This window comes from Cardiobacterium sp. Marseille-Q4385 (genome assembly GCF_916618745.1).
GTDB lineage: Bacteria > Pseudomonadota > Gammaproteobacteria > Cardiobacteriales > Cardiobacteriaceae > Cardiobacterium.
In genome coordinates this window covers 2,501,202-2,526,592 of record NZ_OU745373.1, presented here as the reverse complement: position 1 = coordinate 2,526,592, position 25,391 = coordinate 2,501,202, and the positions used below count along the sequence as shown (strand labels likewise).

Sequence of the window (25,391 nt, the reverse complement as noted above, 5' to 3'; positions counted from 1 at the left end):
CTATATCGATCGTTATGACTATTTTTACCTGCGTTATCCCGCTATAATTCCCCAGCCAACAAACGAAAAAACACACGTTTTCGGCCTGAAAGTAAACATCCATCCAACTAAGGTGAACATCCATGGCAATCCAAACCCCCAATTTCCTTGATCTTTCCTCCTACGGTATTCACAAACAGGCTTACCGTAACCTCTCGCCTTCCGCGCTCTACAAAGCAGCGTTGCAAGCGGGCGACGAATCCGTAATTTCCTCCACCGGTGCACTGATTGCCTTCTCCGGCGCAAAAACCGGCCGTTCACCCAAAGATAAACGCATCGTGAAAAACCCCGCCTCCGAAAACGACATCTGGTGGGGCAAAATTAATATTCCTTTCCCGCCGGAATCCCACGCTGCCAACCGCAGCCGCGCTGTACGTTTCCTCAATGAAGCTGAAAGCGTATACGTCCTCGACGGCTATGCCGGCTGGGACGAAAAATACCGCCTGAAAATCCGCGTTATTACCACCCGCCCGTATCACGCGCTTTTCATGCACAACATGCTCATCCGCCCGACCGATGCCGAACTGGCCGCTTTCGGCGAACCGGATTACGTCATCTTCAACGCCGGGCATAAACCGGCTGACCGCACCGTTGTCGGCGTGACCAGCACCACCTCCGTCTCCCTCTCCTTTGAGGAACGCGACATGGTCATCCTTGGCACCGAATACGCGGGCGAAATGAAAAAAGGCGTGTTCACCATCATGAACTACCTCATGCCGAAACAAGGCGAGCTCTCCATGCACTGCTCCGCCACCGCTGAACAAGGCGGTGAGCGCTCTGCCGTGCTTTTTGGCCTCTCCGGCACCGGCAAAACCACCCTCTCTGCCGACCCGAACCGCAACCTCATCGGCGACGACGAACACGTCTGGACCGAAGACGGCATCTTCAACATCGAAGGCGGCTGCTACGCCAAAGTTATCGACCTTTCCGCTGAAAAAGAACCGGAAATCTTCGGCGCCATCAAATTCGGCACCGTGCTGGAAAACGTCGCTTACGACGAACACTACGAAGTGAAATACGACTACACCCCGCTGACCAGCAACACCCGCGCCAGCTACCCGATCGAATTCATCAGCAATGCGCGCATCCCCTGCAAAGCCGGTCAGCCGACTGACATCGTCTTCCTCACCTGCGATGCCTTTGGCGTCCTGCCGCCGGTATCCCGCCTCAATCCGGCACAAGCGATGTACCACTTCATCAGCGGCTACACCGCGAAAGTAGCTGGTACCGAAGTTGGCGTTACCGAGCCGGAAGCCACCTTCTCCGCCTGCTTCGGCGCACCGTTTATGGTTTGGCACCCGGCTAAATACGCCGAACTTTTGGCTGAAAAAATGAAAAAACACAACACCAACGTCTGGCTCATCAACACCGGCTGGGCAGGCGGTGCCTACGGCGTCGGCGAACGCATCAAGCTGAAATACAGCCGCGCCATCATCGACGCTATTAATAGCGGCGAACTGGCAAAAATGCCGACCGAGGCCGATCCGGTCTTTGGCTTCGACGTCGTCACCGAATGCCCGAACGTGCCGTCAGAAATCCTCAAGCCGCGTAACGCATGGGCAGACAAAGCTGCCTATGACGCCCAAGCGAAAAAACTGGCGAAAATGTTTAACGACAACTTCGTCCAGTTCGCCGATGGCGCAAGCGCGGAAGTCAAAGCCGCTGCGCCGAAAGGCTAAGACGTCTTACCAACGAAACACCGTCCTTCTGGGCGGTGTTTCGTTATATATGCAGAAAACTTGCACTACATGGAATATATGCGATCGTTATAAAAATTCCGTATAAATCCTGCAATAAAAATTGTGACCTGCTCTCCCTGACGTAGAAATTACCTATTATCCATCAAATAGATAACAAAAACGGACGCTGTTGCTCTTGCGCATATTCTGTGAAAAAAACTATATTTTCCGCGTTAAAAAAACCGCACGTTTTGTGGATTTTTTAGCACCCCATTCACTTGATGAGGAATGTGTATGCAAAACCAGTTCATCATGTCGCTTGACCAAGGTACCACTTCGTCGCGCGCCATTATCTTCAACCGTCACGGCGAGACCATCAGCGTCGCACAAAAGCCGTTTACCCAATACTTCCCCAAACCAGGCTGGGTTGAGCACGACGCCAAGGAAATTTGGGGCTCGCAAATCGCGGTGCTGACCGAAGCACTGGCTAAATCCGGCCTGGAAGCGAAAGACATCGCCGCTATCGGCGTCACCAACCAGCGTGAAACTACTATCGTCTGGGATCGTGCCACCGGCGAACCCGTCCATAACGCCATCGTCTGGCAGGATCGCCGCACCGCCAAATACTGCGACTCCTTGCGCGACCGTAGCGACTGGATCCGCAGCAAGACTGGCCTCATCATTGACGCCTATTTTTCCGCCACCAAAGTCAAATGGATTCTCGACAACGTTGAGAACGCGCGCAAGCGGGCGGAAGCGGGCGAACTCTGCTTCGGCACGGTAGATACCTGGCTCATCTGGAACCTGACCAAGGGCGAAACCTTCGTCACTGACCCCAGTAACGCCAGCCGCACCATGCTCTACAACATCCATACCCTGGACTGGGATGACGAACTGCTTGCCCTTTTCGATATCCCGCGCAGCATGCTGCCCGCCGTACGCGCCAGCAGCGAAGTCTATGGCGCCGTGTCCAGCCGCTACCTCGATCACCCCGTACCCGTTGCCGGTATTGCAGGTGACCAGCAGGCGGCGCTCTTTGGCCAGCTCTGCACCGAAAAAGGGATGCTGAAAAACACCTACGGCACCGGCTGCTTCCTCTTGATGAACACTGGCGAACAGGCGGTTACCAGTAAAAACAATCTGCTCACCACCATCGCCTGGAAAATCGGCGACAAAGCTACCTACGCCCTCGAAGGTGGCGTTTTCGTCGGTGGCGCAGCCATACAATGGCTGCGTGACGGCGCGCGCATCATCCGCACCTCGGCGGACATCAACACGCTGGCCGAGACAGTTGAAGACAACGGCGGTGTTTACTTCGTCCCGGCGCTGACCGGCCTCGGCGCGCCCTACTGGGATTCCTACGCGCGCGGCACTATTTTCGGCATCACGCGGGGCACCACCGACGGCCACATCGCCCGTGCCACCCTCGAAGGTATTGCCTTCCAGGTGTACGACATCGTGAAAGCAATGGAAGCGGACGCCGGCGAAAAAACCCGGGAACTGCGCGTGGACGGCGGCGCGAGCAAGAGCGACTACCTCATGCAGACCCAGGCGGATATTTTCGGCTTCAACATCGTTCGCCCGAAAACTGTCGAAACCACCGCCCTTGGCGCGGCCTACCTCGCGGGGCTTGCCGTCGGCTACTGGGCGGATATCGACAACATCCGCAAACAATGGAAAATCGATAGAACTTTCACCCCGCAGCTTGAGCCGGAACGCGTCAAAGAAAAGCTGCACTATTGGCACAAAGCGGTGAAAGCCGCCCGTAACTGGATTGAAGAATAGGAGACCTAAATATGAATATCTTTATTGCAGAAACCATTGGCACCGCGCTGCTCATCCTGCTCGGTAACGGCGTCGTCGCTGCCTGCTGTCTGAAAAACACCAAATCCGGCCCGGCAGGCTGGATGGTCATCACCACCGCTTGGGCATTCGCCGTGTACGTCGGTGTCATCGCTGCAACCGCACTTGGCAGCGGCGCGCACATCAACCCCGCCGTTACTCTCGCCTTTGCCGTGAACGGCAACATCGGCTGGGATCTCGTCGCCCCCTACATCGGCGGCCAGTTCCTCGGTGCCATCATCGGCGCACTGCTCGTGTGGATACACTACCTTGACCACTTCGCCGTCACCCTTGACGAAGACGCCAAACGCGCCTGCTTCTGCACCTACCCCGCCATGCGTAACTATCCGATCAACTTCATTAACGAGCTGGTTGGTACCTTCGTGCTCATGCTCACTATCTTCTATATTGCCGGCGCGAGCCTCACCCTGCCCGGCGAAACTGCTGCCACCCCGGTCGGCCTCGGCTCCATCGGTGCCCTGCCGGTTGCCATCACCGTGTGGGCCATCGGCCTCAGCCTCGGCGCAACCACCGGTTACGCCATCAACCCGGCACGGGACCTTGGCCCGCGTATCGTGCTCGCCTGCGTACCGCTGCGTACCGACCCCGACTGGGCATACAGCTGGGTACCCGTTCTCGGCCCCTGCGCCGGTGGCGTTCTCGCCGCTGTCGTCTTCCAGACGCTGCAACGGCTAACCGCCTGAACCTGATCTGCCTGAATGCATCCCGCCTGTGGCAACGTTGGCGGGATTTTCTTTATCCATGCCACATGACCATGCTGGCTAATTTCCCGCTCTTTATCCTTTTCTATGCAGTGTCCCCGCTTTGGGCGAAAGCCGCCATCTATAGTTGAATAGATAAAAAAGCGTAACAAGGCGCGTCGCCGCAGACAGTACAGGTAGTACGGCAAGGCGACGCAACGCTGTTACGATTTTTTAGATGTTTAACTATATACCGGCATTACCATCGGCATTGCCCAAGCCATGTACCTCCTCTATTACGCAGCCGATCCGCTCCCGCGCACCGCTATCATTTGGGGCGTGGTGATGTGGCTGGTATTCGCTACCGCTTCACCGTGTGGCTGGATACCGACATGGCCAAAATGTACAAGCATTGAGACCTCCACACGCGCATGGCACCCGACACTAAAAACCCCGCTGATGCGGGGTTTTAGCGTGGGTCATGCGTTAGCGCATTCAGAATGGCAGCGGCATACCGTTCAGCTTGATTTTGCCGTCGCTGTTTTCAATTTTGAGGCGGTATTCGCCGTCGCTGAGGGTGACAAACATCGCGCCTCGGCCTTCGATCATCGGGGTTAAACCGATTTTGTCAGTGAGGCTTTTGCTGATGCGGGCGTCGATATTCAGGTCAAGGTTGTTCTTCAGCAGGTTTTGCAGGGTGGCCGGGTTTTCTTTGGCCTCATTCAGCGCCGCCTGCCAGGTTTCGGCACTGTCGCTGCTGTCTTTGCGGATACCGAGGTGCGCGTTCACGCTGGCGCTGCCGCTATCGGTTTCAGCGAGGAGGTCGGCAGTGAGGCGGGTTTTGTCACGGATGAGGTCGGCGAGAGCGGCATTCAGTTTGTCCTGCGCCGCTGCCGGCATATTGTTGCTGCCTTGTTGTGCCTGTTCGCCAATCAGCTGCATCGCTTCGCTGAGGTTGGTGTTGGCGCGGGCACTGATATCGTTGACGGTCACGTTCAGGCGCAGGTTTTTTGGGGCGACGGGCAGCATGGGGATGCTTTGTTGCAGCGAGGCACCGTCAAGTTTGAAGGTGAGGCCGAAGGTGCTGTTGTAGTTACCGGCAGCAGTTTTGTTGTTATCGAGGTCGAAGATAATGTCGCCGATGTTGGTGACGCGACCATTGTTGGTGTAGCGGATATTGTTGATGCTGATGTCGCCTTTACCGAGGAAGGCACCAAAAGTATCGTCGTAGGCGACCCCGCTGCCACTGCCTTTGATACCGGCGATTTCAAGCGCACTCAGACCGTTGATATCGGTAGCTTCGATTTTAATGGGATCGACGCTGAGGTAGGCGCTGCCGTCGGCTTTGTTACCCCAGTTGCCCTTGAAAGCAGTGAGGGTGGCGGTACCGCCTTTGCCTTCTTTACCGCTGCTGGTCATGGTGATAGGTTCGACGTTAAGCTGGCCATCAAAGATGTCCGCGCTTTTTTCGTTGTAGTATGTTTCGTATTGCATCCCCTTGAAATCAAAGCTGTTACCGTCGTCCTGAGTCTGGAATGGGGTAACGGCGAAGGTACTGCGGATATTGTTGTCGGCAAGAAGGTCGTTGCGCAGTTGCAGGTGGCCGGCGATGCCGTTGACCATGTTTTCATCCGTTACGGGCACCGGTGCCAGGGCTTTCATGGTGCTAACCAGGGCATCATGCGGGGTAATACGGCGCTCAACGCGTGCGATAACGCCCTGGTCGCGTAGTTCTTGTCCATAGGTGATGGTGTCAGTAACGGTCAGGGTGACGGGTTCTGCACTTTCTTGCAGCGGCAGGGGACGGGTGATAGTCGCAATCGCACCGCTGCCTTCACGACGGTATTCGCTATCTTCAATGGCTTCACTGCTGCTTTTGTAGCGCGCTTCGGCTTCGTCCGCCATTTGCTCGGTGGAGACCGCAGCGAGTTTGACCGGTTCGCTTTTTTTCTCCGCTGGCTTGTCGTCCGAACAGGCGGCAAGCAGGGCAGCAGTAATGGCGGTGCTGAGGAGCAGTTTGTATTGCATGGGGTTTCCTTGGTTTGTGGATGGATAGGGTTCAGATGAGGGGCATATCGTGCGGGTCACCGTTCGGGCGGTAGGTTTTGTATAGCCAGTACCAGATGTCCCCCTGACGGTGGTAAAGCAATGCGAGGAGTTCGGTGAAATTATGTGCGATGGCCGGGGCGTAGCGGTCATTATGACGGTTGTCGTAGCACTCGCCGTGTCGTGCTTCGGTAAGGTCAATGTTGATGTACTGCCCTTGTGCAGCGCGAGCAATGAGGTACCAGTGGCGACGGATATCACCAATCGTTTCCGCCCATTCGTCTGGATAAAGGCTGCGGTTAGTCGGGATGAAATCGCGTCGGCCAACGATTTCGATGTGCTGCTCAGGATCGTCTTTGTAGAGGAGCATGCCGTCGGTTTCAGCATAGAAGCGGGCGAGGTCGAGCGGCAATTCCGCTTCGGGCAGCGGGATATCCGGCTCGGCGGGATAGACTTCGCAGCGCGGATCGGCCTTGATTTCGTTGATAAGGTCGTGGATATCCATGGATCGCGGTTCTGTTATTTGCGGCAGTCGTTGCCTTCCCACTTCCATTGCTGAATGTCGCCCTGTTGGCTCACGATGAAGCGGGTGCGGCATTCGAGGTAGCGGCTGTCGCCGGGCGTTTCTTCTGGCAGGAAAATGGTACTGCTGCCGTGGTACTCGCCGCTAGGACTGCCGTCGGCGTTGTAGGTTCGCCCTTCTTGGTAAATGGTATGCGGGTGGTGCCAGGTGAAGCCTGGGGTGTGGATGATGCGCTGACGCAGGTATTCGACGACTTGGCGTCCGTCCCGCAGGGTATAGCTGCTTTGCGGCGGCCCCCAGGCGAGAACGAGATCATCCAGCGGCCGCCCGACCCATTGTTGCAGAGATGCTTCGTAGTTGGCGGTGCTGGCGCAGCCGCTAAGAAGCAGTGCGGCAATCAGGGCTTTTTTCATGCTTTTTCCTGCCGGTTGATAAAGTTTTCCCGCCGGGGGAGCGGCGGGAAAGCTGGCTTAGAACAGCGGTTCGTTGAAGTCGAAGGCGAATTTTTCCATCGGCGGCACGATGCCATCGCCCTGGATGTACTGGATATCGTGCGGCCAGACACGCGACAGCTGTGCCGGCGATTCCATGTGATCAGCAATGAGCATGGCGTGGTTCGCCTCCGCATAAGCCTTGATTTCTCTCATGAAGTCTTCTTCTTCTTTGTCTTCGAAGGTGTCGATTTCGCGCATATCGAGTTTGATGACTTCCGGTTTGACCCGTTCCAGCATTTCGCGCACGTTGGTGTCGAGGCGACCAATGTCGGTCAGCGCGAAGCGGCTGCCCTGCGGGCGCATTTTATTGATGATGTGGATCGCACCGGTAAAGCCGCTGGCGAGGTTATCGAGGCGCAGTTCGAAGACGATTTGCGCAGGCGCAATCCCGGTTGCACGCAGCTGGCTGTCGATCCAGTCCGGGAAGGTTTCATCCAGCAGGGTATCGGTGCTGAGTGAGACGAAGCATTGCAGGGCGCGCTGGTCGCCGTTGTAAGAGAGGATGTCCTGCAACATGGTGTTGATCTTGATGCGATCGAACTGGCGCGCGAGGCCAAAACGCTCGGCGACCTGGATCAGTTTGTCGACTTCCATAATCTCGGCGTTACTGCCTTCGCTTTCGTCCTGCAAGACTTGCAGGCGGTCGGCATAACGCGGCACACCATCGACTTCCAGGGCGCTGATCGGCTGGTAGAGGATACGAATGCGCTGTTCGTCGAGGATGCTCTGGATGGCGTTGACGCGGCGTTCGTCTTTGCGCGAGATGTCGCCGCTCATCGGTTCGGCAACGCGATCGCTGCTCTGGCTGGCGGCAAGGCTGCGCACGGAGCGGAAGCCCTTACTGACGAGGTCTTCCCAGGTGCTTTCGGTGGTGATTTCGTTGATGCCGGCAAAGAGTTTCGGGTGCACGAGGCGGCCGATGTTTTCCGGCACCACTTCGTCCAGGTGGGTGATCAGGCCGTTGACCCGCTTGATGGTTTCTTCTTTGTTGCCGGTAAGCCACAGCGCCAGGCCGTCATCGGTGAAGCGGACGATTTCCGTGCTCGGCGGCAGAAGGCGTTTGGTATTTTCCACCACGGAGGCGATGAGGATTTCCGCTGCCTTGTAACCGTCGCGCTGCCAGAGTTCACGGTAGTTTTCGACCCAGGCATAGACCCAGTAGCCGAGCACGGCTTTCGCTTCGCTGCGTTCCTGCGTCTGCTTGATGGAGGCGGCGAGGACACGGGGACCGGCAAGACCGGTGGTCGGATCAATACCGGTGCCGATGCTGCCGCCGCCCGCATCGGTGCTGCGCAGATACATTTGCAGGCCGGGTTCGCCGTCAATGATGATGCCGGAAACGCTGACGTTCATGTCCACTTTGCCGCCGTCGATGGTCTGCAATTCAAAGCGTTCGCTCGGCACCACTTCTTTTTCCGTCGCCTTTTTCAAGAGCAGTTTCAGCCCTTTTTCGCTTTTGTGCGGCACGAAGCTCATCAGGGTCAATTCATCCAGGGCAGCGCGGTTTTTGACGCCGAAGGTGCGTAGGAAGGCGGGGTTAGCGTCGATAAAGAGACCATCTTGCACATAGGCGACCGGGTCGGGCAGATCGTGATAGATACGTTCGTAACGGTCAGCGACGGCTTTGGCATTTTTTTCGACCGCGTGCAGGACACTGTCGAAACGGGCGGCACGCATGATTTGCTGCACGTGCTTGACGGCGCTTAATAAATCGCGGCGGGCGCAGGCGTATTCAGCGCCCTGCTTGATCCATTGGTCCAGCCCTTCCGGTTTGCTGTCAATAACGATGACCGGCACCGGCGGATGCATTTTTTCCCGCACGATGGGGCGCAGTTTATCCATCGACGGCAGGCCGTCCTGCACGGCGAGAATGACGAGGTCGGGGCGGCTTTCCAGCATGCGCGATTCCGCTGTTTCCAGGGTTTCTGCGCGACGTTCGTTCAGGAGGTAAAAACGCTGCACGCCTTTGCCAAATGCCAGCATCCATTCCATATCCTTGCTGATCATCAGGATCGAGCAGGATTCTTTTACGGTTTCTTCTGTTTCTGCCATGACTGGACTTCCCTTTTGAGGTTTCGTAGGTGAAAAAGTGCCGCATTATAGCGGCGTCCCTTGCCAAAGGTTAATAAATGCGGCGGCTGCGGATGGTGCCGTCCACGCCTTGCAGCTGTTCCAGAGCGACTTCCGAATCGCTATGCGCTACGTCCATTACCAGATAGCCCACACTATCCTTGGTAGAAAGCGTTTGTGCGGCGATATTGATGTTGTGTTCGGCAAAGAGGCGGTTGACGGCGGAGAGCACCCCGGGGCGGTTTTCGTGGATATGCAGCAGGCGGTGCGTGTCTTCGCGCAGCGGTAGCGATACTTCGGGGAAATTCACCGCGCCGACGGTCGCCCCATTTTTCAGATACTGAATGAAGCGCCCCGCCACTTCCAGGCCGATATTAGCCTGCGCTTCGATGGTAGAGCCGCCGATATGCGGGGTGAGAATAACGTTTTTGAGGCCGCGCAGCGGTGATTCCAGGGCGTCATCGGCAGATTTCGGCTCAACCGGGAACACATCCAGCGCAGCGCCAGCGAGATGCCCGCTTTGTATAGCTTCAGCGAGGTCGTCAGCCGCCACGCAACGCCCACGCGAGACATTGATCAGCATCGCCCCTTTCTTCATCAAGTACAGTTCGCGTGCGCTGATGAAGTTGCGCGTCGCCGGCGTTTCCGGCACATGCAGGCTGACAATGTCCGCTTGAGCGAGAAGTGCATCCAGCGACGGCGCCGCTTCGGCATTACCCAGCGGCAGGCGCGGGCGGAAATCGTAGAACAGCACGCGCATCCCCAGGCTTTCCGCCAGCACCGACAACTGCGCGCCGATATTGCCGTAACCGACGATGCCGAGCGTCTTGCCACGCGCCTCGTTGGCTTTGGAATCCTTCGGCCAGTGCCCTTCATGTACCCCCTGATTGCGCCAGGTCAGGCCACGCAGCAGACAGAGAATGTTGGCAATCACCAGCTCGGCGACCGAGCGCGTGTTGGAATAAGGCGCGTTGAACACCGGAATGCCCAATGCCTGGGCGCGCTCCAATGCCACCTGATTGGTGCCGATGCAGAAACAGCCGATGGCCTGCAAATGCGGCGCAGTTTGCAATACGGCATCGCTCAACTGTGTACGCGAGCGGATGCCGACCACGTCGGCGCGTTGCAGGGCGTCTGCCAGCGCGTCGCCTTCAAGCGCGCCCGGCAGCAGTTCGACGCGGGCAAATCCCGCCTGTTTCAGGGTAGTAACAGCATTTTGGTGGACGCCTTCCAGCAGCAGGAAGCGGGTATCTTGGTGTGGCATGGTTTGTATCCGTTTTTTAATGAAGCTTGAAGCGGATTATAGACCCTCGTTCCCGCCTGTGCAGCGACAAACCCGCTCCCGTCCGCTTGAGCGACTCTCAGGCACTCTGCAAAACCACCCAGCAGCGGCTGAAATCGCGTGCGGCGAGATCCTGGCGGCGAATCCACACATAGAGGCGGCCATTGCCATGCCAGTGCATGGCGCAGCGGTCATCGCTGTCAATCTGCAACAGCAGCAGCCAATCTGCTGCACCCGCCGTGAAGCTTTCTTCCAGCTGTGACGCCGTCGCCGCGCGGTAGGGAATACCGTGACTGGCAAGCTGGCATTGCAGCTCCATCGCTCCCTGAATATTGTCGGAATGGCCGAGCAGTTTGTGCCGTTTTTCGCCAGTGAATTTGTCCCAGCGCTCCCACCAGGCAACGTTCTCGAAATCTTCCCACCAGTAATCACGCATCAGCCAGCATTCGCGGTCGGGGATTTCCCAGCGTCTGCCGCATTGCAGTGCCGCTGCCGAGAAATTCCAGCCTTCCGGCGCATAACGCCTGAGCAGGAAAGCGCGGTCGCCGTCGTAGAACCACACGCGGAAACCGTCGCGGTCTTGCGGCTCGCTCCCCCAGCCGCCATCCACGCAGTCGTAGAAAAAATAGAGCATGCCGCGCTCCGGCAGCACGCTATTCATATCGAAACCCTGACAATCGGCGAAATTGATCTGCGCGACCAGCGACAGCGGCGTGTCACCACGCATCGGCCATGCCCAGTCAAGCGGCAAATCCGCCGCGCCGCCGAGATGCGAGCGGCCGAAGGGCACCTCTTCTACCACCTGTGCCGTGAGCGTGACCGCGTTGCGCACATACACCTGTGCCGCCTGCCAGTAGCGGCGCAGCCCGCAGCGCAGCAGCTCCGCTTCCAGTGCACTCTTTGTCATAAACACCTCCGGAGATTCGGATGACGGTACACAAGCGGATTATAGCGGATTGGACAAGCGTCCAGCGCCTGTTTATACTCTTGGACAACTGTCCAACCCTTACCACCATGACCACCCCTGCCAAAACTCACCCGCGTGACGCTTTCATCGCCGCTGGCAAAACCCTCTACCCCCGCTACGGCTACCGCCAGCTTTCCGTGCGCCTGCTCGCCGCTGAGGCGGGACTCAGTCCGGGCATGTTCCATCACCTCTTTGCCGACAAAGAGGCCTACATCGCCGAAGTCCTGCAACACAAATACGACGAAGCCTTCGCCCAGCTCAGTCTGCACATCCGCCCAGGCCGTAGTGAACGCGACAACCTGCAAGCCATGCTCACCTACCTCGCCGTCTTCGTGCGGGAAAACATCGACTGGGTTTCGCACATCTTCGCCGATGCCGCCGAAGTGCCGGGCATCCGCGACTTCATCCGCTTGCACGCCACACGCCACCTTGAACTGCTCTATAACCTGCTCGACAACGCCGCACGGCGCGGCTTGCTCAAACCTGCCGCCACCGTACAGCGCAGCGGCTTCCTGATGGGGGCGATCGCTGCGCCGCTGCTCATCGGCAGCCGCATGCAGGCGGCGGGCATCCTGCCGGACATCATCGCCGCCGATTTTGCCCCTGCCGTGATGAGCGACGCCGCCATCGCCGAACGCATCGACTGGGCGCTCACCGCCCTTTTCATCTAAGGAGAACCCCATGAGAAAACTCGCCTATCTGCTGCTCGTCGTCGCCCTTGCCGCTGGTGGCTGGTGGGCGTGGCGCCAGCAAGAAGCCGCCGCCCTGCCCGACTACATCGCCGCCTCCAATGGCCGCCTGGAAATGAACCGCATCGACGTCGCCACCCTCTACCCGGGCCGCATCAAGACCGTACACGTGAACGAAGGTGACGAAGTCGCCAAAGACGCCGTCCTCGTCGAACTCTCCAGCGACCAGAGTGCGGGACAACTCACCGCTGCCCGCGCCGCGACCGAAGGCGCGGAAGATACCGTGCAGCGCGCGCAAGCGGGCATCAAACAGGCCAAACAAACCGTCGCCCGTGCCGAAGCGGAAATCGCCGCCTACCGTCAGCAACAAAAAGTCGCCAAACTCGAACTCGACAACGCCCGGCAAATGCGCCGTGACAACCTCATCTCCGCCTCCGAATACAGCAAACGCGAAGCCGACTACCAGCGCGCCGTTGCCAGCGTCAAAGCCGCCGAAGCCGCACGCGCCGAAGCGCAAGCCGCTGTCGCCCAGGTCGAAGCACAAGCCAAAGAAGCCGCCGCCGGCGTGCGCCGTGCCAAAGCGACCGCCGACACCGCCGCCGCCGCCAATGCCGACATGACCGTGCGCAGCCCGCTCACCGCGCGCGTCGAGTACCGCCTGGTCGAGCCGGGCAACGTCGTCGGCGCGGGCAGCCGCGTTATCAGCCTGCTTGACCCCGGCGACATCAGCATGAACCTTTTCCTGCCAAGCGCCGCCATGGCACCGCTGCAAACCGGCGACGAAGCGCGCATCGTGCTGGACGGCATCAACGCCGTCTTCCCCGCCACCATCAGCTACATCGCGAGCGACGCCCAATTCACCCCGAAAGCCGTGGAAACCCCGAACGAGCGGGAAAAACTCATGTACAAAATCAAGCTGAAAATCCCGCCCGACATTGCCAAACACTACAACCGCCTGCTCAAAGGCGGCATGACCGGCAACGGCTACGTCCGCACCGACCGCAGCCAACCGTGGCCGATCGCCCTCGATACCCACCTGCCGCCGCAATAAGTGCTGAACAGTCTTTGCGCGCAGGTGCAGAAAAAGCCTCCCCAGCGGGGAGGCTTTTTGTTACGTGCGTAGCCGCTGGATACGGCGATAGCAAAGCCCCCGCGTGGATTTCCCCATCCCCTCGCTATACACTGGCGTGAATAAACCGTAACCGGGAGAACATCATGCACCACCATACCCGCCTGCCGCTGCTGCTCATCGCCGCTCTGCCGTTTGCCGCGCAAGCCCGCTTGCACAAGCAATACGACGTCGCTGATCACAATTATCCCGTCCCAGCGGAAAACGTCCTTTGGGTCGCGCCGGATGCCGCCGCCGATGGTGACGGCAGCCGCAACAAACCGTACAACACCATCAATGCCGCTCTCGGCAAGGCACGCGACGGCACGACCATCATCCTGAAAAGCGGTATCTACCGCGAGCCCCACTTCTTCATCACCCGCAACCGCATCACCTTGCAAGCAGAGCCGCACGGCGAAGTGTGGCTGAAAGGCAGCGACATCGTTCCCGCTGCCCGCTTCGAAAAAGAAGGCGGCTTGTGGAAAGTCACGGGCGACTTCCAGAACTTCTGCCATGTCTGCACCGTCAATGCCAACCCGTCCAAAGAAGGCGTCGCTGCCTATCCCGAGCAAGTTTTCATCAACGACCGTCCGCTAATCCAGGTTGGCAGCAAAGCTGAAGTCAAAGCCGGCACCTTCTACGTTGAAGACCAGACCCCAACCACCACCCTCGAACCCGACAACAATCTGAGCGGCTACCGCCTCGGCGCGCAGGACGCCATCACTTACTACCTTGGCAGCGATCCCAACCAGGGCACCGTGGAAATCAGCGAACGCGCCCGCGCCTTCACCGCCACCGGTAAACGCCTCACCATTCGCGGCATCAATATCGCCCACTACGCGCCACACCAGTCTTGGGCGCTCAAAGGCGATCCGCGTCTCGGCGATTTCAGCGGCCCCGTCACCCTCAGCATCAACGGCGACGACAGCATCATGCAGGACGGCATCATCGCGCAAAACAGCAACACCGCCGTCTTCGTGGACAAAGCGCGCCGCGTCCGCCTTAAAAATCTCCGCGCCATCGACAACGGCGCGACCGCCATCGGCATGAACCGCGCTCACGGTAGTAGCATTGAAGACAGCTACTTCCGCAACAACAACACCGCCGGCAACCTCATGGCCGATTGCGGCGCCTACTGCACCATCGGCCACGCCAAAATCACCCACGCCCGCGACACTATCTTCCGGGGCAACATTGTTGACGACAGCGGCGACATCGCCTATCGCCCGCCCGCTTACTGGTGCGACGAAGGCTGCATCAACACCAAAATCACCAACAACTTCTTCACCGGCGTCTCGACCGCGATGATGTACGAAGTCTGCGACAGCGGCATCCTCGCTTCCAATATCGTCGAAAACAGCGACAGCGGTATCTACCTCGCTGGTTCCAGCAACAGCCGCATCTACAACAACACCTTCTCGCGCGTCTTCAACCCGCTCAATCTCAAAGAAGAACCGCGCATTGGCGGCTGCAACTACTACAAAAACGGACGCTGCCTGAGCGAAGAACCCTGGTCGAAAGAACAGGGTCTGAGCTGGGACACCACCGACTTGCAGGTCTATAACAACATCCTCTCCTCGCGCAAAATGCAGGGAACCGACGGCTATCGCGCCATCCCGGTACGCACCGAAGGCTACGACGATCCGGACGGTGGCCGCATTTACAGCAACGACATGTTCAGGGGAATGGACTACAACGCCTACTACCGCAGCGACCTCGCCCGCGAACCCTACCTGATGAACTGGGACCTCGCAGACGTGCCGGGCGCTAACAACCTCCGCTTCATGCGCGCGAGCGACATCGCCGTCCAGGCACGCGTCAACAAAAAAATCCAAGGCCTGGAGCGGCACGCTCTCGACCTTTTCGGCAGCACGGCGGAGAACCCCTACTTCATCCACGAAGCGGCGGATAACCAGAGCCGGCAAAGCAACTACCGCCTGCGCGGCGACAGCCCCGCCAAAGGCAGCGGCAAAGCCCTGCCGCTTGACATCGCCCGCGCCATCGACCCCAGCGGCAGACAAATCAAATCCGGCGTGGCGGTGGATCGCGGCGCCCTGCTGAACGTACTGATGGATGCCGGCGGTGCTGCTGCCCCCGCAGGCGGCGCCGTCGCCCCGTTGCCGCCGGATAGCCCCCGGAATACCGCCCAACACACCGCATATGGCACCTCCGGCGCTAACACCGCAGACAGCAGCACTGCCCCGCTGCCCTACCGCCTCAGCGATAACAATCCCCTCGTCGGCAGCGACCACGACGGCAGCAGCGATAAGACGGGTGGACAGGCGCTCACCATCAATGGCCGCAATGACGACGCCACGACCACGACTGCCGCAAGCGGCACGAGGGGACATCTGCCGGATACGACCCTGCCGCGATACGACCGCATCCGCCCTTACAGCGAAGGCTTTGCCGCCGTCGAGAAAAATGGCCGCTGGGGCTTCATCGACCGCAAAGGACGCGAGACCGTCAGACCGCAGTATCAGGACGTCCTCGCCTACGGCGAATCCCGCGCAGCGGTGAAAAGAAATGGCCGTTGGGGCTTTATCGACACCACAGGCAAAGAAACCGTCAAACCGCAGTACGATACCGTCTGGTCATACAAAGACGGCCGCGCCACCGTAGAAAAAGACGGTGAGCGTTACACCCTCGACCCCAACGGACGCCCGCTGGCACCGTAAGCCACCGCCCTGCCCTGTGGCGAAGCACTCAACGGTAAACGCCGCTTCGCCCCAAGCGGGGTAAAAACGGGCTTCTTACCAGACCGCTCCGCCCGCTGTCGCGAAAAGAATGTTGCTTGTCACGCGCACACAGGCAGAGGCGTTGTCCGCTCGGTAAAGTCATGGCAAACCGCAATGAACGGAGGTTGCCATGCCAAGGTCCAACATCAGTTTCAGCTTCAGTCGCCGACGCCGCATTTATCGCGCCCTGAGCAAGCGGCTGGCCAATGCCGACCTGATTCCCGCCCAGCAACAATGGACGTGGTACAACATCTTCGCCTTCTGGATGTCCGACGTGCACAGCGTCGGCGGCTACATCTTCGCCGGCACCCTGTTCTCGCTCGGCCTCACCTCCTGGCAAATCTTCCTCGTCCTCATCGGCGGCATCTGGGTGGTGATGCTGCTCGCCAACCTCATCGCCCGCCCCAGCCAGTTAAGCGGCGTGCCCTACCCCGTCGTCTCGCGGATGCCTTTCGGCGTGTACGGTGCCAATATCCCCGCCATGCTGCGCGGCATCATCGCCATCGTCTGGTACGGCATCCAGACGTATCTTGCCTCGGTCGCCCTCGCCATCATCCTGCTCAAATTCTTCCCCGGACTCGCTTCCCTGCAAGAAGATCGCTTCCTCAATCTTTCCTATCTCGGCTGGCTCAGTTTCGCCATCATGTGGAGCATGCAGACGGCGCTGTTCCTGATGAAGATGCAGGCCATCAAGGTCTTCCTCGACTGGGCGGGGCCGGCGGTATATGTGGTGATGTTCCTGCTGATGGCCTGGATTGTGCACCGCGCCGGCTGGGAAAACATCAACTTCAACCTCTCCACCCATCGGCTCAACTTCGGCCAAACCATCGTCGCCATGCTGGTCGGCATGTCGCTCATCATCAACTACTTCGCCGGCCCCACCCTCAACTTCGGCGATTTCTCGCGCTACTGCAAAAACATGAAAGAGGTGCGCCGGGGCAATTTCTGGGGACTGCCGGTGAACTTCACCTTCTTCTCGATGATCGCCGTCATCACCATCAGCGGCACGCCGCTGGTTTTCGGCAAAGTCATCGAAGATCCGCTGGAAATCGTCGCCCATATCGATAACGTCACCATCGCCCTGCTCCTCACCTTCACCTTCGTCACCGCCACCGTCGGCATCAACATCGTCGCCAATTTCGTCTCCGCCGCCAACGACATCTCCAACCTCTACCCCGGCAAAATCAGCTGGCGCAAGGGCGGCATGATCGCGGCCGTCGTCTCCACCCTCATTACCCCCTGGAACCTCTACAACTCGCCGGAAATCATCCACTACACCATTGACATGCTGGCGGCGACCGTCGGCCCGATGTACGGCATCTTCCTCGTGGATTATTACCTGCTGAAAAAACAGGAAATCCACGTGCCCGATCTCTTCCGCGACACCCCGGAAGGTCAATACTGGTATCGCGGCGGCGTCAATCCGGCGGCAGTCAAGGCGCTCATCCCGGCCTCGCTGCTCAGTATCTGCTGCGTCATCATCCCCGGCCTGAACATCCTCGCCGCCATGCCCGGCATCGAAGCCCTGAAAATGATCAGCAACTTCTCGTTGCTGATTGCCATGGTCGCCAGCGGCTGGCTGTATTACTACCACTCGACCCGGCCAACGTCCCGTCGCTGACCGCTCACCGCCCGTCCTATGCGGGCGGTTTTCCATTTGCCGGACGGCATCGTGCCGGAAAGCGGCGATACAATGATTGCCTGTTTTATTGAAAACTACAGGAATCCCATGCACCCGACCGAGCATATGCACGAACTGCTGGCCGCCCTCGAACTCGCCCTGCTGGAAAGTGGCCGCTGGAGCGAAGAAAGCCCCAGCGACACGGCCCTGGCCAGCACCGAACCCTTCTGCGTTGACACCCTGCACTTCCACGAATGGCTGCAATGGGTGTATATCCCGAAGATGCGCGCCTTTATCGCTGCCCATGCCGCCTTGCCTGAGCGCAGCGGACTGCTGCCGATGGCGGAAGAAGCCTGGAAAAGCGATGCGCATACCAGCGGCGGACTGCTGCTGGTGATGCGCGCGCTGGATGCCCTGGTCAACGGCGATGCCGACTACGCACAACACCTCGCGCTGGTTGAGCGACGTTACCGCCGCCATTAAAAACGGCGGCACGTTACCCTGAGGGCGCGGGCGATGACAGGAAAAAAAGGCGCTAGGCGGCGTAAAGACTGGGCCCGCCTGCCAAGCGGGATATTTGCCACTGCGCGGTTTTTCTCAACCCTCTCCCCAAACCCCTCCCCCACTGGGGGAGGGGCTTTTTTGTGCGCATTTTGGGTTTGACACGCGCCAAGCGACGTAAATACTGGGCTCATCAAGCGGCATGGTTGCGGGGCTTCGCGTTCAAGCGGCGTAAATGCTGGATTTCTATCCCCCCTTCCGCCCTCCGGGCACCTTCCCCCGCAAGCGGGGGGAAGGAATATTTCGTGCCAAGCGGCGTAAATGCTGACTCCGCCAGGCGGCGTCGTTACTGGGTTCGCTTCAAGCAGCGTAAATGCTGGATTTTCATCCCCCCTTCCGCCCTCCAGGCACCTGCCCCCGCAGGTGGGGGAAGGAATATTTCGTGCCAAGCGACGTAAATACTGACTCCGCCAGGCGGTGTCGTTACTAGGTTCGCGTCAAATGGCGCAAATACTGGCTTTGCCAAGCAGCGTGGTTACCGAATTTCGTATAAATGTTGTCTACAACGCCTCAAAATCAAAAAATACGTAGTCTCCCCCGCTCGCTTGGCGGTTGCGCTTGCCCGAAACGCAAAAAGCAGGCTGCGCCTGCCGTCGAATAAGACAAATTAATAGGCCTTATCTGCGTAAATATCATTTGTGATATTTGCGTTTAAAGACGATGCGATTTTTGAACAAATATCTCTCTGAAATAATGCAACATACAAAAAATGCTGCGATGCCTATAATCCAAGCTAATATTCCGGAAGAATGCCATCCTACCCATATGCCAAAAATTAAAAAAATAAGGAACAACCAATCGGGTATGCCATATTCAATTTCTGCTTGGCAACCTCGGCAGACTTTTGCACCATAAGGTACTTCACCGAAGCAATGAGGGCAGGTGATAATTTTATGATTTGTTTGAGACATTGTTTTAAATCTCCTTATCTATAGAAAGTAAGATTAATTGATGCCAGTATATGGCTCAACGTATAGCGCAATTATCCTTCTTTGATACGACAGTAGTTAAATTAATAGCTAGCATTAGCTATAAAAATATAGCCTTTATAGATATTGTATTTTGGGTGATATTCAGGCATCTTCCGTCCCGCTACCACTGCCCATGCTGTGCACAATGGCATCGTTGTCACGCCAGTTGTCTTTAACTTTGACGTGGTTGCGCAGCATCACTTTTTTTTCCAGCATTTGTTCGAGTTCTTCGCGCGCACGCTGGCCGATGAGGCGCAGGGTCTGGCCGCCTTTGCCGATAACGATGCCTTTCTGGCTGGCGCGTTCGACGAGGATAGTGGCGTCAATGTCCACCAGGCGTTCGCTTTCCTGGTATTGGTCGATGATGACGCCGAGGGCGTAGGGGATTTCCTGGTGCAGGTAGCGGAAGATTTTTTCGCGGATGATTTCCGCCGCCATGAAGCGCATCCCCGCTGTGGTGATGTGGTCTTCGGGGTAGATCCACGGCTGTTCGGGCAGGAGCGGGATGAGCGTTTTTTCGAGATCGGCGAGGTTTTGTTCGTGCAGGGCGGAGACGGGGATGATGGCCTGCCAGTTGCCGCGTTCATGGATGCGGGCGAGTTCGGGCATCAGCGCGCTTTTGTCGCGCAGGCGGTCGATTTTGTTGAGGATTTGCAGTACGGGTTTGTTTTGTTTTTGCAGGGCCTCGGCGATACGGTCGTCTTCGTCCGTCCAGTTTCCCGCTTCGCTGACGTGCAGGATGAGGTCAACGTAGTCCATGCTTTGCCAGGCGGTGCGGTTCATGTGGCGGTTGATGGCTTTGTCGCGGTTCTGATGGATGCCGGGGGTATCGACGAAGATGAGCTGGTTGTCGCCGCTGCTGTGGATGCCGAGCAGGGCATGCCGCGTGGTTTGCGGCTTGCGGCTGGTGATGGCGATTTTCTGGCCGAGGAGGTGGTTGATGAGGGTGGATTTGCCGACGTTGGGGCGGCCGACGACGGCGATGTATCCGGCGCGTTGGGTCATGGTTACTCTCCTTTCTTTACTCGTTCCCACTCTTCTTTAAAAATATCTTGGGCCAATTCAACAATTTCTTTAACTTTTTCTCTAAGGTGGGTTTCAGATATTTCAAATTCATCTTGGTCTATATCGATATTATCATCTTGATTTTGCTTAAGATCATTAATACAGTTAATAAACATAGAGCGAGATTTATACAAAAGACTGATTAATCTGTTATGCTTATCCTCTTTTGGATTAATAAGCAGTTCTATATTTTGAACTTTATATAATAAATTTCTATTTTCAGCTATTGCCTCTCCATCACTAATTTGTTTTCTATGATACAGACCTGGAACAATATAAATAATATTTAAAAATTCCACAATTTCATTCCGTAAGCTATTTATCCAATCTTGTCTACTGCCTGAAATTGTAGTACCTAGAGTTGTTTTTTTACTTTCACGAATAGCTAAATAAGCTACAAAAACGCTTGCTGCACTCACTATAAAACTTAGCAGGCTAACTACAATATTCCAATCTATCATTTCTTTTCTTCCTTATATCTCTTCAAAAGTTCGGCTGCAGCCTGCTGTTCGGCTTTTTTGCGGCTGCTGCCATGTGCTTCGGCAATGTATTCGCCGCTGGTGGCACGGATTTGGAATTCGCGCGCGTGTTCGGGACCGCTTTCGCTGATAATTTGGTAGTCCGGCAGCGGCAGGCCTCGGCCTTGCAGGTGTTCTTGCAGTTGGGTCTTGGGGTCTTTGAGCGGGGTGGCGGTCTGCGGCAGGGCGACGAGTTCCGGGGCAATCAGCGCGAGGGTGACGCTTTCGCAGGTGGGGTAGTCGCTATCAAGATACACGGCGGCGATGAGCGCTTCGACGGCGTCAGCGAGGATGGAGGCGCGCCGTGCGCCGCCGGTTTTGAGTTCGCCTGAGCCAAGGCGCAGGTGTTCGCCGAGGTTGAGGCGGCGGGCAACGCCGACCAGGCTGTCTTCTTTGACAATGGTGGCGCGCAGGCGGGTGAGGTCGCCTTCGGGAACGGCGGGGCGGTTGTTGTAGATCCAGATGCTGCTGATGGTTTCCAGCAGGGCGTCGCCGAGGTATTCGAGGCGTTCGTTGTGTTTGGCGCTGTGGCTGCGGTGGGTCAGGGCGCGGGTGAGGTGGTCAGGGTCGCGGAAGGTGTAGCCGAGCGCTTTTTCGATAGGGTGCATGGTGTGTGGTTGTCTCGTTTAGGGGCTTGTATCCGGGAGGGAATCTGTGTTGGCGCGCCCCGTCGTGCTATCTGTCTTCGGCGCGCTGTTTTCCCGGCTCAATGCCCAGGTTTGTTATCAGGTGCTGGTGTCGGGGTTGTCCCAGTCGTCATCAACGCCGATGAGCCAGTTCAGGGCGGCGTGCCGTTCGACGATGACGTCGTCGTCAAGGCCTGCGGGTGCTTCTCTGCCGTTCAGGTAGGCATCGCGGGTCGCCCAGTGGTAGCGGTAGATGAGGTCGGCCTGGTCAAGGATGTCTTCGATAGGCCGCAGGCGGACGGTTGTCATGAAGGAAGCGAAGTCCTGGTGATCGAAAACGGCTTGGCAGGCGGCTTCGCAGTCTATGGTGTGAGCGGGGTAGTCGAGTTCGGGGATGATGCCCAGCGCCCAGAGGAGTGTCCAGTAGGCTTCGTATTTCCAGGTCATTTTGGTGATTTCGGCTTCGCCGCCAGCGCCGTTGTAGATGGCGTTTTCCTCGGCGGTCAGGGCATCGTTGAGTTGGTAACGGGCCAGTATGTGTTGGTATTTGTCGGCAACGGACGGGGTGTACTCACCGTTGTAGCGGTCGAAGGCGGCCTGGATGGTAATGAGGCAGGCGATGGCGCGTCGGGCGATTTCTTCGGCGCTGCGCACGCGCGCCTCGCTGGCGTCTTCGATGACGGGTAGCCAGTCGATGTAGGGAACGCCGTGTTCTTGCAGGATGGCGATGGAGGCTTGTTTGCGTTGTTCGGGGGTTTTCATGTTGTTGTGGCGGAATCCGCGTGGTTGTCTCGCTTGGCGCCTTTTAGGGTCTAGTGAATGCTTTTGCCGATGTGGTCGCACTCGCCCTTGCCAAGCAGGCAGTTGCTGTTCATCCAGATAATGGTCGCTTTGCCGACGAGGTTGGCTTCGGGGACAAAGCCCCAGGCGCGGCTGTCTTCGCTGTCGTCACGGTTGTCGCCCATGACGAAGTAGTGGCCTTCGGGGACGGTGAGACTGCCTTCGACCATGCCGGGGCGGGTGTTCGGGTGCTGCGGGTAGAGTTGGGCGAGGTGTTCGCGGCCGCCAAGGGTTTCTTTGTAGGTGACGGCAGGGATGGTGATTTTCAGGCCGCCTTCGTATTCGCGGGTGATTTCGCGGGTTTCGCCGACGGGTTCGAGCGGTTGGGCTTCGCCGTTGATCCAGACTTGGTCGTGATCGTAGCGGATGTGGTCGCCGGGCAGGCCGATGACGCGTTTGATGTAGTGCAACGAGGGATTTTGCGGGTAGCGGAAGACGATGACGTCGCCACGCTGCACGCTGCCGGTCGGGATGATGGTGCTGCGCAGTACGGGCAGTTTGATGCCGTAGCTGTATTTGCTGGTGAGGATAAAGTCGCCGTCGTAGAGGTTCGGCTCCATCGAGCCGGAGGGGATGCGGAAGGGCTCCCAGAGGAAGGAGCGGATGAACCACACGGCGAAGAGTACCCAGAACATGCCGCCGAAGAATTCGATGAATTTTTCCTGCGGGTAAACGGGGTGTTTCAGCCAGTAGAGTTCGCCGCCGCTGAGCGGCTCGCCGTTCGTGAGTTTGTTTTGCGCGCTGTCGAAGGCTTTTTGGTGTTTGCGCGACACACCGCGACGGCTTTGCAGCACGGTGGCGAGGCGGATGGCGTAGGCAAGGCGGTCTTCGGGGCTGAAGTTATCCCGCTTGAAGGCGCGATAGAGGCGTTTGCGCGTTTTGCGGTAGCTGTGGCCGTCGATGAGGTAGAAGATGAAGCAGACGAGGACGGTGATGGTGAGGATCAGCTCGAAGTGGGTCATGAAGGCGCCCAGTATCTGCTGCAAATAGTTCATGTGTGTTTCCTTGTTTAGTTGCTGTTGGTATCGACTTTGAGGACGGCGAGGAAGGCTTCTTGCGGGATTTCCACGCTGCCGACCTGTTTCATCCGTTTTTTGCCCGCTTTTTGTTTTTCCAGCAGTTTGCGTTTGCGGGTCACGTCGCCGCCGTAGCATTTCGCCAGTACGTTTTTGCGCAGCGCTTTCACGGTCGAGCGGGCAATAATCTGGTTACCGATGGCCGCCTGGATGGCGACTTCGAACATTTGCCGGGGGATGAGATCGCGCATGCGTTCCACCAGTTCGCGACCACGCATCTGTGCATGTTCGCGGTGGATGATGATGGAGAGGGAATCGACTTTGTCGCCGTTAATCAGCACGTCGAGGCGGACGAGGTTGGCCGGCTCGAAGCGGCGGAATTCGTAGTCAAAGGAAGCAAAACCGCGCGAGACGGATTTGAGACGGTCGAAGAAATCAAGCACCACTTCGCTCATCGGCATTTCAAAGTGCAGCTGCACCTGCTGCCCGGCGAACTGCATATCCTTCTGCACGCCGCGTTTTTCGATGCACAGGCCAATGACCGCACCGAGATAGTCTTTCGGCACGAGGATGTTGGCGATGATAATCGGCTCACGGATTTCAGCGATGTGGTTGATTGGCGGCAGTTTGCTGGGGTTGTCGATGTGGATGGTTTCCCCGGCGGTGGTTTCGACTTCATAAACGACCGTCGGCGCGGTGGTAATGAGGTCAAGGTCGTATTCGCGTTCGAGACGCTCCTGCACAATTTCCATGTGCAGCATCCCCAGGAAACCGCAACGGAAGCCGAAGCCGAGCGCCTGCGAAGTTTCTGGTTCGTAGAAGAGCGAAGCATCGTTCAAGCGCAGTTTGGCCAGCGCCTCACGCAGATCTTCATAATCATCCGATTCGACCGGAAAGAGACCGGCAAAAACGCGCGGCTGCACCTTCTGGAAACCGGGCAGGCGTTCAGCAGTGGGGCGGGCAGCGTCGGTCAGGGTATCGCCAACGGGCGCGCCGTTGATGTCCTTGATACCGGCGATGACGAAGCCGACTTCGCCAGCGCGCAGTTCGCTGCGATCCTGCGCCTTCGGGGTAAAAATGCCGAGTTTGGTGATGAGGTGCTCGTCGCCGCTGCTCATCACGCGCATCTTCTGCCGCACTTTCAGCGTGCCATCAAACACACGCACCAGCGACACCACGCCGACATAACTATCGAACCACGAATCGATGATGAGCGCCTTCACCGGCGCATCGGGATCGCCCTGCGGTGCGGGGATTTTCTCGATGATCTGTTCCAGCAGTTCCTCAATGCCCACACCCGTTTTCGCGCTGACTTTCAGCGTCTCCGACGTATCCAGGCCGATGATTTCCTCAATCTCTTCCATGACGCGTTCCGGCTCGGCGCTGGGCAGGTCAATCTTGTTAAGGACGGGCAGCACTTCTAGATTCTGCTCAATGGCGGTGTAACAGTTGGCGACCGACTGCGCCTCGACGCCTTGCGCCGCGTCCACCACCAACAGCGCGCCCTCGCAGGCATAGAGCGAACGCGAGACCTCATAAGAAAAATCCACGTGGCCGGGGGTGTCAATGAAGTTGAACTGATACGTCTGCCCGTCCTTCTTCGAAGTGTAATTGAGCGAGACGCTTTGCGCCTTGATGGTAATGCCGCGTTCCCGTTCCAAATCCATGGAATCAAGGACTTGCGCTTCCATTTCGCGCTCGGACAGGCCGCCGCACATCTGGATAAAGCGGTCGGAAAGGGTGGATTTGCCGTGATCGATATGGGCGATGATGGAAAAATTGCGAATGCGCTCAAGCATGGGCGTAGTGTCTGGGTAATGGGAAGGGGCGGCATTATACAGCGGGGGTCAAGTGAAGCCACAGCAGGCGGCGGCTCTCGTTTCCTATGCTGCCCCATACGCTGTTTTGCACGGCACGGGCGGAAAGCACTTTCGGCACTATGACGATGTGCAACCTCGGCGACAGCCGGATGCACTACAGGAGAAGTTGCCCGCA

The 25,391-nt window shown here is 57.8% G+C and carries 20 protein-coding genes; 8 read left to right on the top strand and 12 right to left on the bottom strand.

Annotated elements, in window-relative coordinates; genetic code table 11:
* The first annotated feature begins 122 nt into the window (after positions 1-122).
* From pckA to LG374_RS11990, 3 genes are all read left to right on the top strand, one after another.
* On the top strand, positions 123-1,718 hold the full coding sequence (gene pckA, locus LG374_RS12000; protein ID WP_225757916.1) for a phosphoenolpyruvate carboxykinase (ATP): 1,596 nt from the start codon (positions 123-125) through the stop codon (positions 1,716-1,718).
* 294 nt (positions 1,719-2,012) lie between these two features.
* Complete coding sequence (gene glpK, locus LG374_RS11995; protein ID WP_225757915.1) at positions 2,013-3,503, top strand: glycerol kinase GlpK; 1,491 nt, start codon at positions 2,013-2,015, stop codon at positions 3,501-3,503.
* 11 nt (positions 3,504-3,514) lie between these two features.
* A complete protein-coding gene (locus LG374_RS11990) occupies positions 3,515-4,264 on the top strand; it encodes an MIP/aquaporin family protein (protein WP_225757914.1) in 750 nt (249 codons plus the stop codon).
* A gap of 492 nt (positions 4,265-4,756) precedes the next feature.
* Here LG374_RS11990 and LG374_RS11985 read toward each other — a convergent pair whose 3' ends face one another.
* The 6 genes from LG374_RS11985 to LG374_RS11960 form a co-directional block, all read right to left on the bottom strand.
* Positions 4,757-6,289 (bottom strand): DUF945 family protein, encoded by a 1,533-nt coding sequence (locus LG374_RS11985; RefSeq protein ID WP_225757913.1) that lies wholly within the window; start codon positions 6,287-6,289, stop codon positions 4,757-4,759.
* Positions 6,290-6,320: 31 nt separating this feature from the next.
* On the bottom strand, positions 6,321-6,812 hold the full coding sequence (locus LG374_RS11980) for an SMI1/KNR4 family protein (RefSeq protein ID WP_225757912.1): 492 nt from the start codon (positions 6,810-6,812) through the stop codon (positions 6,321-6,323).
* A 14-nt stretch (positions 6,813-6,826) separates the two neighbouring features.
* The gene (locus tag LG374_RS11975; RefSeq protein ID WP_225757911.1) at positions 6,827-7,243 is read right to left on the bottom strand and encodes a hypothetical protein; all 417 of its coding nucleotides are present in this window, start codon (positions 7,241-7,243) and stop codon (positions 6,827-6,829) included.
* Between the two features lie 57 nt (positions 7,244-7,300).
* Positions 7,301-9,376, bottom strand: a complete 2,076-nt coding sequence (locus LG374_RS11970) for an EAL domain-containing protein (protein ID WP_225757910.1) — start codon at positions 9,374-9,376, stop codon at positions 7,301-7,303.
* Between the two features lie 70 nt (positions 9,377-9,446).
* Positions 9,447-10,658 (bottom strand): phosphoglycerate dehydrogenase, encoded by a 1,212-nt coding sequence (serA, locus tag LG374_RS11965; RefSeq protein WP_225757909.1) that lies wholly within the window; start codon positions 10,656-10,658, stop codon positions 9,447-9,449.
* 97 nt (positions 10,659-10,755) lie between these two features.
* The gene (locus LG374_RS11960; RefSeq protein WP_225757908.1) at positions 10,756-11,583 is read right to left on the bottom strand and encodes a YwqG family protein; all 828 of its coding nucleotides are present in this window, start codon (positions 11,581-11,583) and stop codon (positions 10,756-10,758) included.
* Between the two features lie 107 nt (positions 11,584-11,690).
* Between LG374_RS11960 and LG374_RS11955 the strand changes: the two genes are divergently transcribed.
* The 5 genes from LG374_RS11955 (at position 11,691) to LG374_RS11935 (ending at position 18,282) form a co-directional block, all read left to right on the top strand.
* Entirely contained in the window at positions 11,691-12,314 is a 624-nt protein-coding gene (locus LG374_RS11955) for a TetR/AcrR family transcriptional regulator (protein WP_225757907.1), read from the top strand.
* 10 nt (positions 12,315-12,324) lie between these two features.
* Positions 12,325-13,383 (top strand): HlyD family secretion protein, encoded by a 1,059-nt coding sequence (locus tag LG374_RS11950; RefSeq protein ID WP_225757906.1) that lies wholly within the window; start codon positions 12,325-12,327, stop codon positions 13,381-13,383.
* Positions 13,384-13,547: 164 nt separating this feature from the next.
* Complete coding sequence (locus LG374_RS11945; RefSeq protein WP_225757905.1) at positions 13,548-16,118, top strand: WG repeat-containing protein; 2,571 nt, start codon at positions 13,548-13,550, stop codon at positions 16,116-16,118.
* Between the two features lie 190 nt (positions 16,119-16,308).
* On the top strand, positions 16,309-17,799 hold the full coding sequence (locus tag LG374_RS11940; RefSeq protein WP_225757904.1) for an NCS1 family nucleobase:cation symporter-1: 1,491 nt from the start codon (positions 16,309-16,311) through the stop codon (positions 17,797-17,799).
* 108 nt (positions 17,800-17,907) lie between these two features.
* The gene (locus LG374_RS11935) at positions 17,908-18,282 is read left to right on the top strand and encodes a YqcC family protein (protein WP_225757903.1); all 375 of its coding nucleotides are present in this window, start codon (positions 17,908-17,910) and stop codon (positions 18,280-18,282) included.
* A gap of 1,151 nt (positions 18,283-19,433) precedes the next feature.
* Here LG374_RS11935 and era read toward each other — a convergent pair.
* From era to lepA, 6 genes are all read right to left on the bottom strand, one after another.
* Positions 19,434-20,336 (bottom strand): GTPase Era, encoded by a 903-nt coding sequence (gene era / locus LG374_RS11930; protein WP_225757902.1) that lies wholly within the window; start codon positions 20,334-20,336, stop codon positions 19,434-19,436.
* Positions 20,337-20,338: 2 nt separating this feature from the next.
* A complete protein-coding gene (locus tag LG374_RS11925; RefSeq protein ID WP_225757901.1) occupies positions 20,339-20,857 on the bottom strand; it encodes a hypothetical protein in 519 nt (172 codons plus the stop codon).
* Complete coding sequence (rnc, locus tag LG374_RS11920) at positions 20,854-21,522, bottom strand: ribonuclease III (protein ID WP_225757900.1); 669 nt, start codon at positions 21,520-21,522, stop codon at positions 20,854-20,856. Before rnc ends, LG374_RS11925 begins: the two co-directional genes overlap by 4 nt.
* Before the next feature lie 117 nt (positions 21,523-21,639).
* Positions 21,640-22,302 (bottom strand): DUF4272 domain-containing protein, encoded by a 663-nt coding sequence (locus LG374_RS11915; RefSeq protein ID WP_225757899.1) that lies wholly within the window; start codon positions 22,300-22,302, stop codon positions 21,640-21,642.
* A 50-nt stretch (positions 22,303-22,352) separates the two neighbouring features.
* On the bottom strand, positions 22,353-23,375 hold the full coding sequence (gene lepB, locus LG374_RS11910) for a signal peptidase I (RefSeq protein ID WP_225757898.1): 1,023 nt from the start codon (positions 23,373-23,375) through the stop codon (positions 22,353-22,355).
* Positions 23,376-23,389: 14 nt separating this feature from the next.
* Entirely contained in the window at positions 23,390-25,195 is a 1,806-nt protein-coding gene (gene lepA, locus LG374_RS11905) for a translation elongation factor 4 (protein WP_225757897.1), read from the bottom strand.
* Positions 25,196-25,391: the final 196 nt, after the last annotated feature.

What these genes read in the sequence shown, in the direction of transcription:
- rnc (WP_225757900.1), bottom strand. Translation starts at nt 21,522, where the DNA reads ATGCACCCTATCGAAAAAGCGCTCGGCTACACCTTCCGCGACCCTGAC.
- LG374_RS11925 (WP_225757901.1), bottom strand. Translation starts at nt 20,857, where the DNA reads ATGATAGATTGGAATATTGTAGTTAGCCTGCTAAGTTTTATAGTGAGT.
- LG374_RS11935 (WP_225757903.1), top strand. Translation starts at nt 17,908, where the DNA reads ATGCACCCGACCGAGCATATGCACGAACTGCTGGCCGCCCTCGAACTC.
- glpK (WP_225757915.1), top strand. Translation starts at nt 2,013, where the DNA reads ATGCAAAACCAGTTCATCATGTCGCTTGACCAAGGTACCACTTCGTCG.
- lepB (WP_225757898.1), bottom strand. Translation starts at nt 23,375, where the DNA reads ATGAACTATTTGCAGCAGATACTGGGCGCCTTCATGACCCACTTCGAG.
- lepA (WP_225757897.1), bottom strand. Translation starts at nt 25,195, where the DNA reads ATGCTTGAGCGCATTCGCAATTTTTCCATCATCGCCCATATCGATCAC.
- LG374_RS11970 (WP_225757910.1), bottom strand. Translation starts at nt 9,376, where the DNA reads ATGGCAGAAACAGAAGAAACCGTAAAAGAATCCTGCTCGATCCTGATG.
- LG374_RS11915 (WP_225757899.1), bottom strand. Translation starts at nt 22,302, where the DNA reads ATGAAAACCCCCGAACAACGCAAACAAGCCTCCATCGCCATCCTGCAA.
- LG374_RS11945 (WP_225757905.1), top strand. Translation starts at nt 13,548, where the DNA reads ATGCACCACCATACCCGCCTGCCGCTGCTGCTCATCGCCGCTCTGCCG.
- era (WP_225757902.1), bottom strand. Translation starts at nt 20,336, where the DNA reads ATGACCCAACGCGCCGGATACATCGCCGTCGTCGGCCGCCCCAACGTC.
- LG374_RS11985 (WP_225757913.1), bottom strand. Translation starts at nt 6,289, where the DNA reads ATGCAATACAAACTGCTCCTCAGCACCGCCATTACTGCTGCCCTGCTT.
- LG374_RS11980 (WP_225757912.1), bottom strand. Translation starts at nt 6,812, where the DNA reads ATGGATATCCACGACCTTATCAACGAAATCAAGGCCGATCCGCGCTGC.
- LG374_RS11990 (WP_225757914.1), top strand. Translation starts at nt 3,515, where the DNA reads ATGAATATCTTTATTGCAGAAACCATTGGCACCGCGCTGCTCATCCTG.
- LG374_RS11940 (WP_225757904.1), top strand. Translation starts at nt 16,309, where the DNA reads ATGCCAAGGTCCAACATCAGTTTCAGCTTCAGTCGCCGACGCCGCATT.
- serA (WP_225757909.1), bottom strand. Translation starts at nt 10,658, where the DNA reads ATGCCACACCAAGATACCCGCTTCCTGCTGCTGGAAGGCGTCCACCAA.
- LG374_RS11975 (WP_225757911.1), bottom strand. Translation starts at nt 7,243, where the DNA reads ATGAAAAAAGCCCTGATTGCCGCACTGCTTCTTAGCGGCTGCGCCAGC.
- pckA (WP_225757916.1), top strand. Translation starts at nt 123, where the DNA reads ATGGCAATCCAAACCCCCAATTTCCTTGATCTTTCCTCCTACGGTATT.
- LG374_RS11955 (WP_225757907.1), top strand. Translation starts at nt 11,691, where the DNA reads ATGACCACCCCTGCCAAAACTCACCCGCGTGACGCTTTCATCGCCGCT.
- LG374_RS11950 (WP_225757906.1), top strand. Translation starts at nt 12,325, where the DNA reads ATGAGAAAACTCGCCTATCTGCTGCTCGTCGTCGCCCTTGCCGCTGGT.
- LG374_RS11960 (WP_225757908.1), bottom strand. Translation starts at nt 11,583, where the DNA reads ATGACAAAGAGTGCACTGGAAGCGGAGCTGCTGCGCTGCGGGCTGCGC.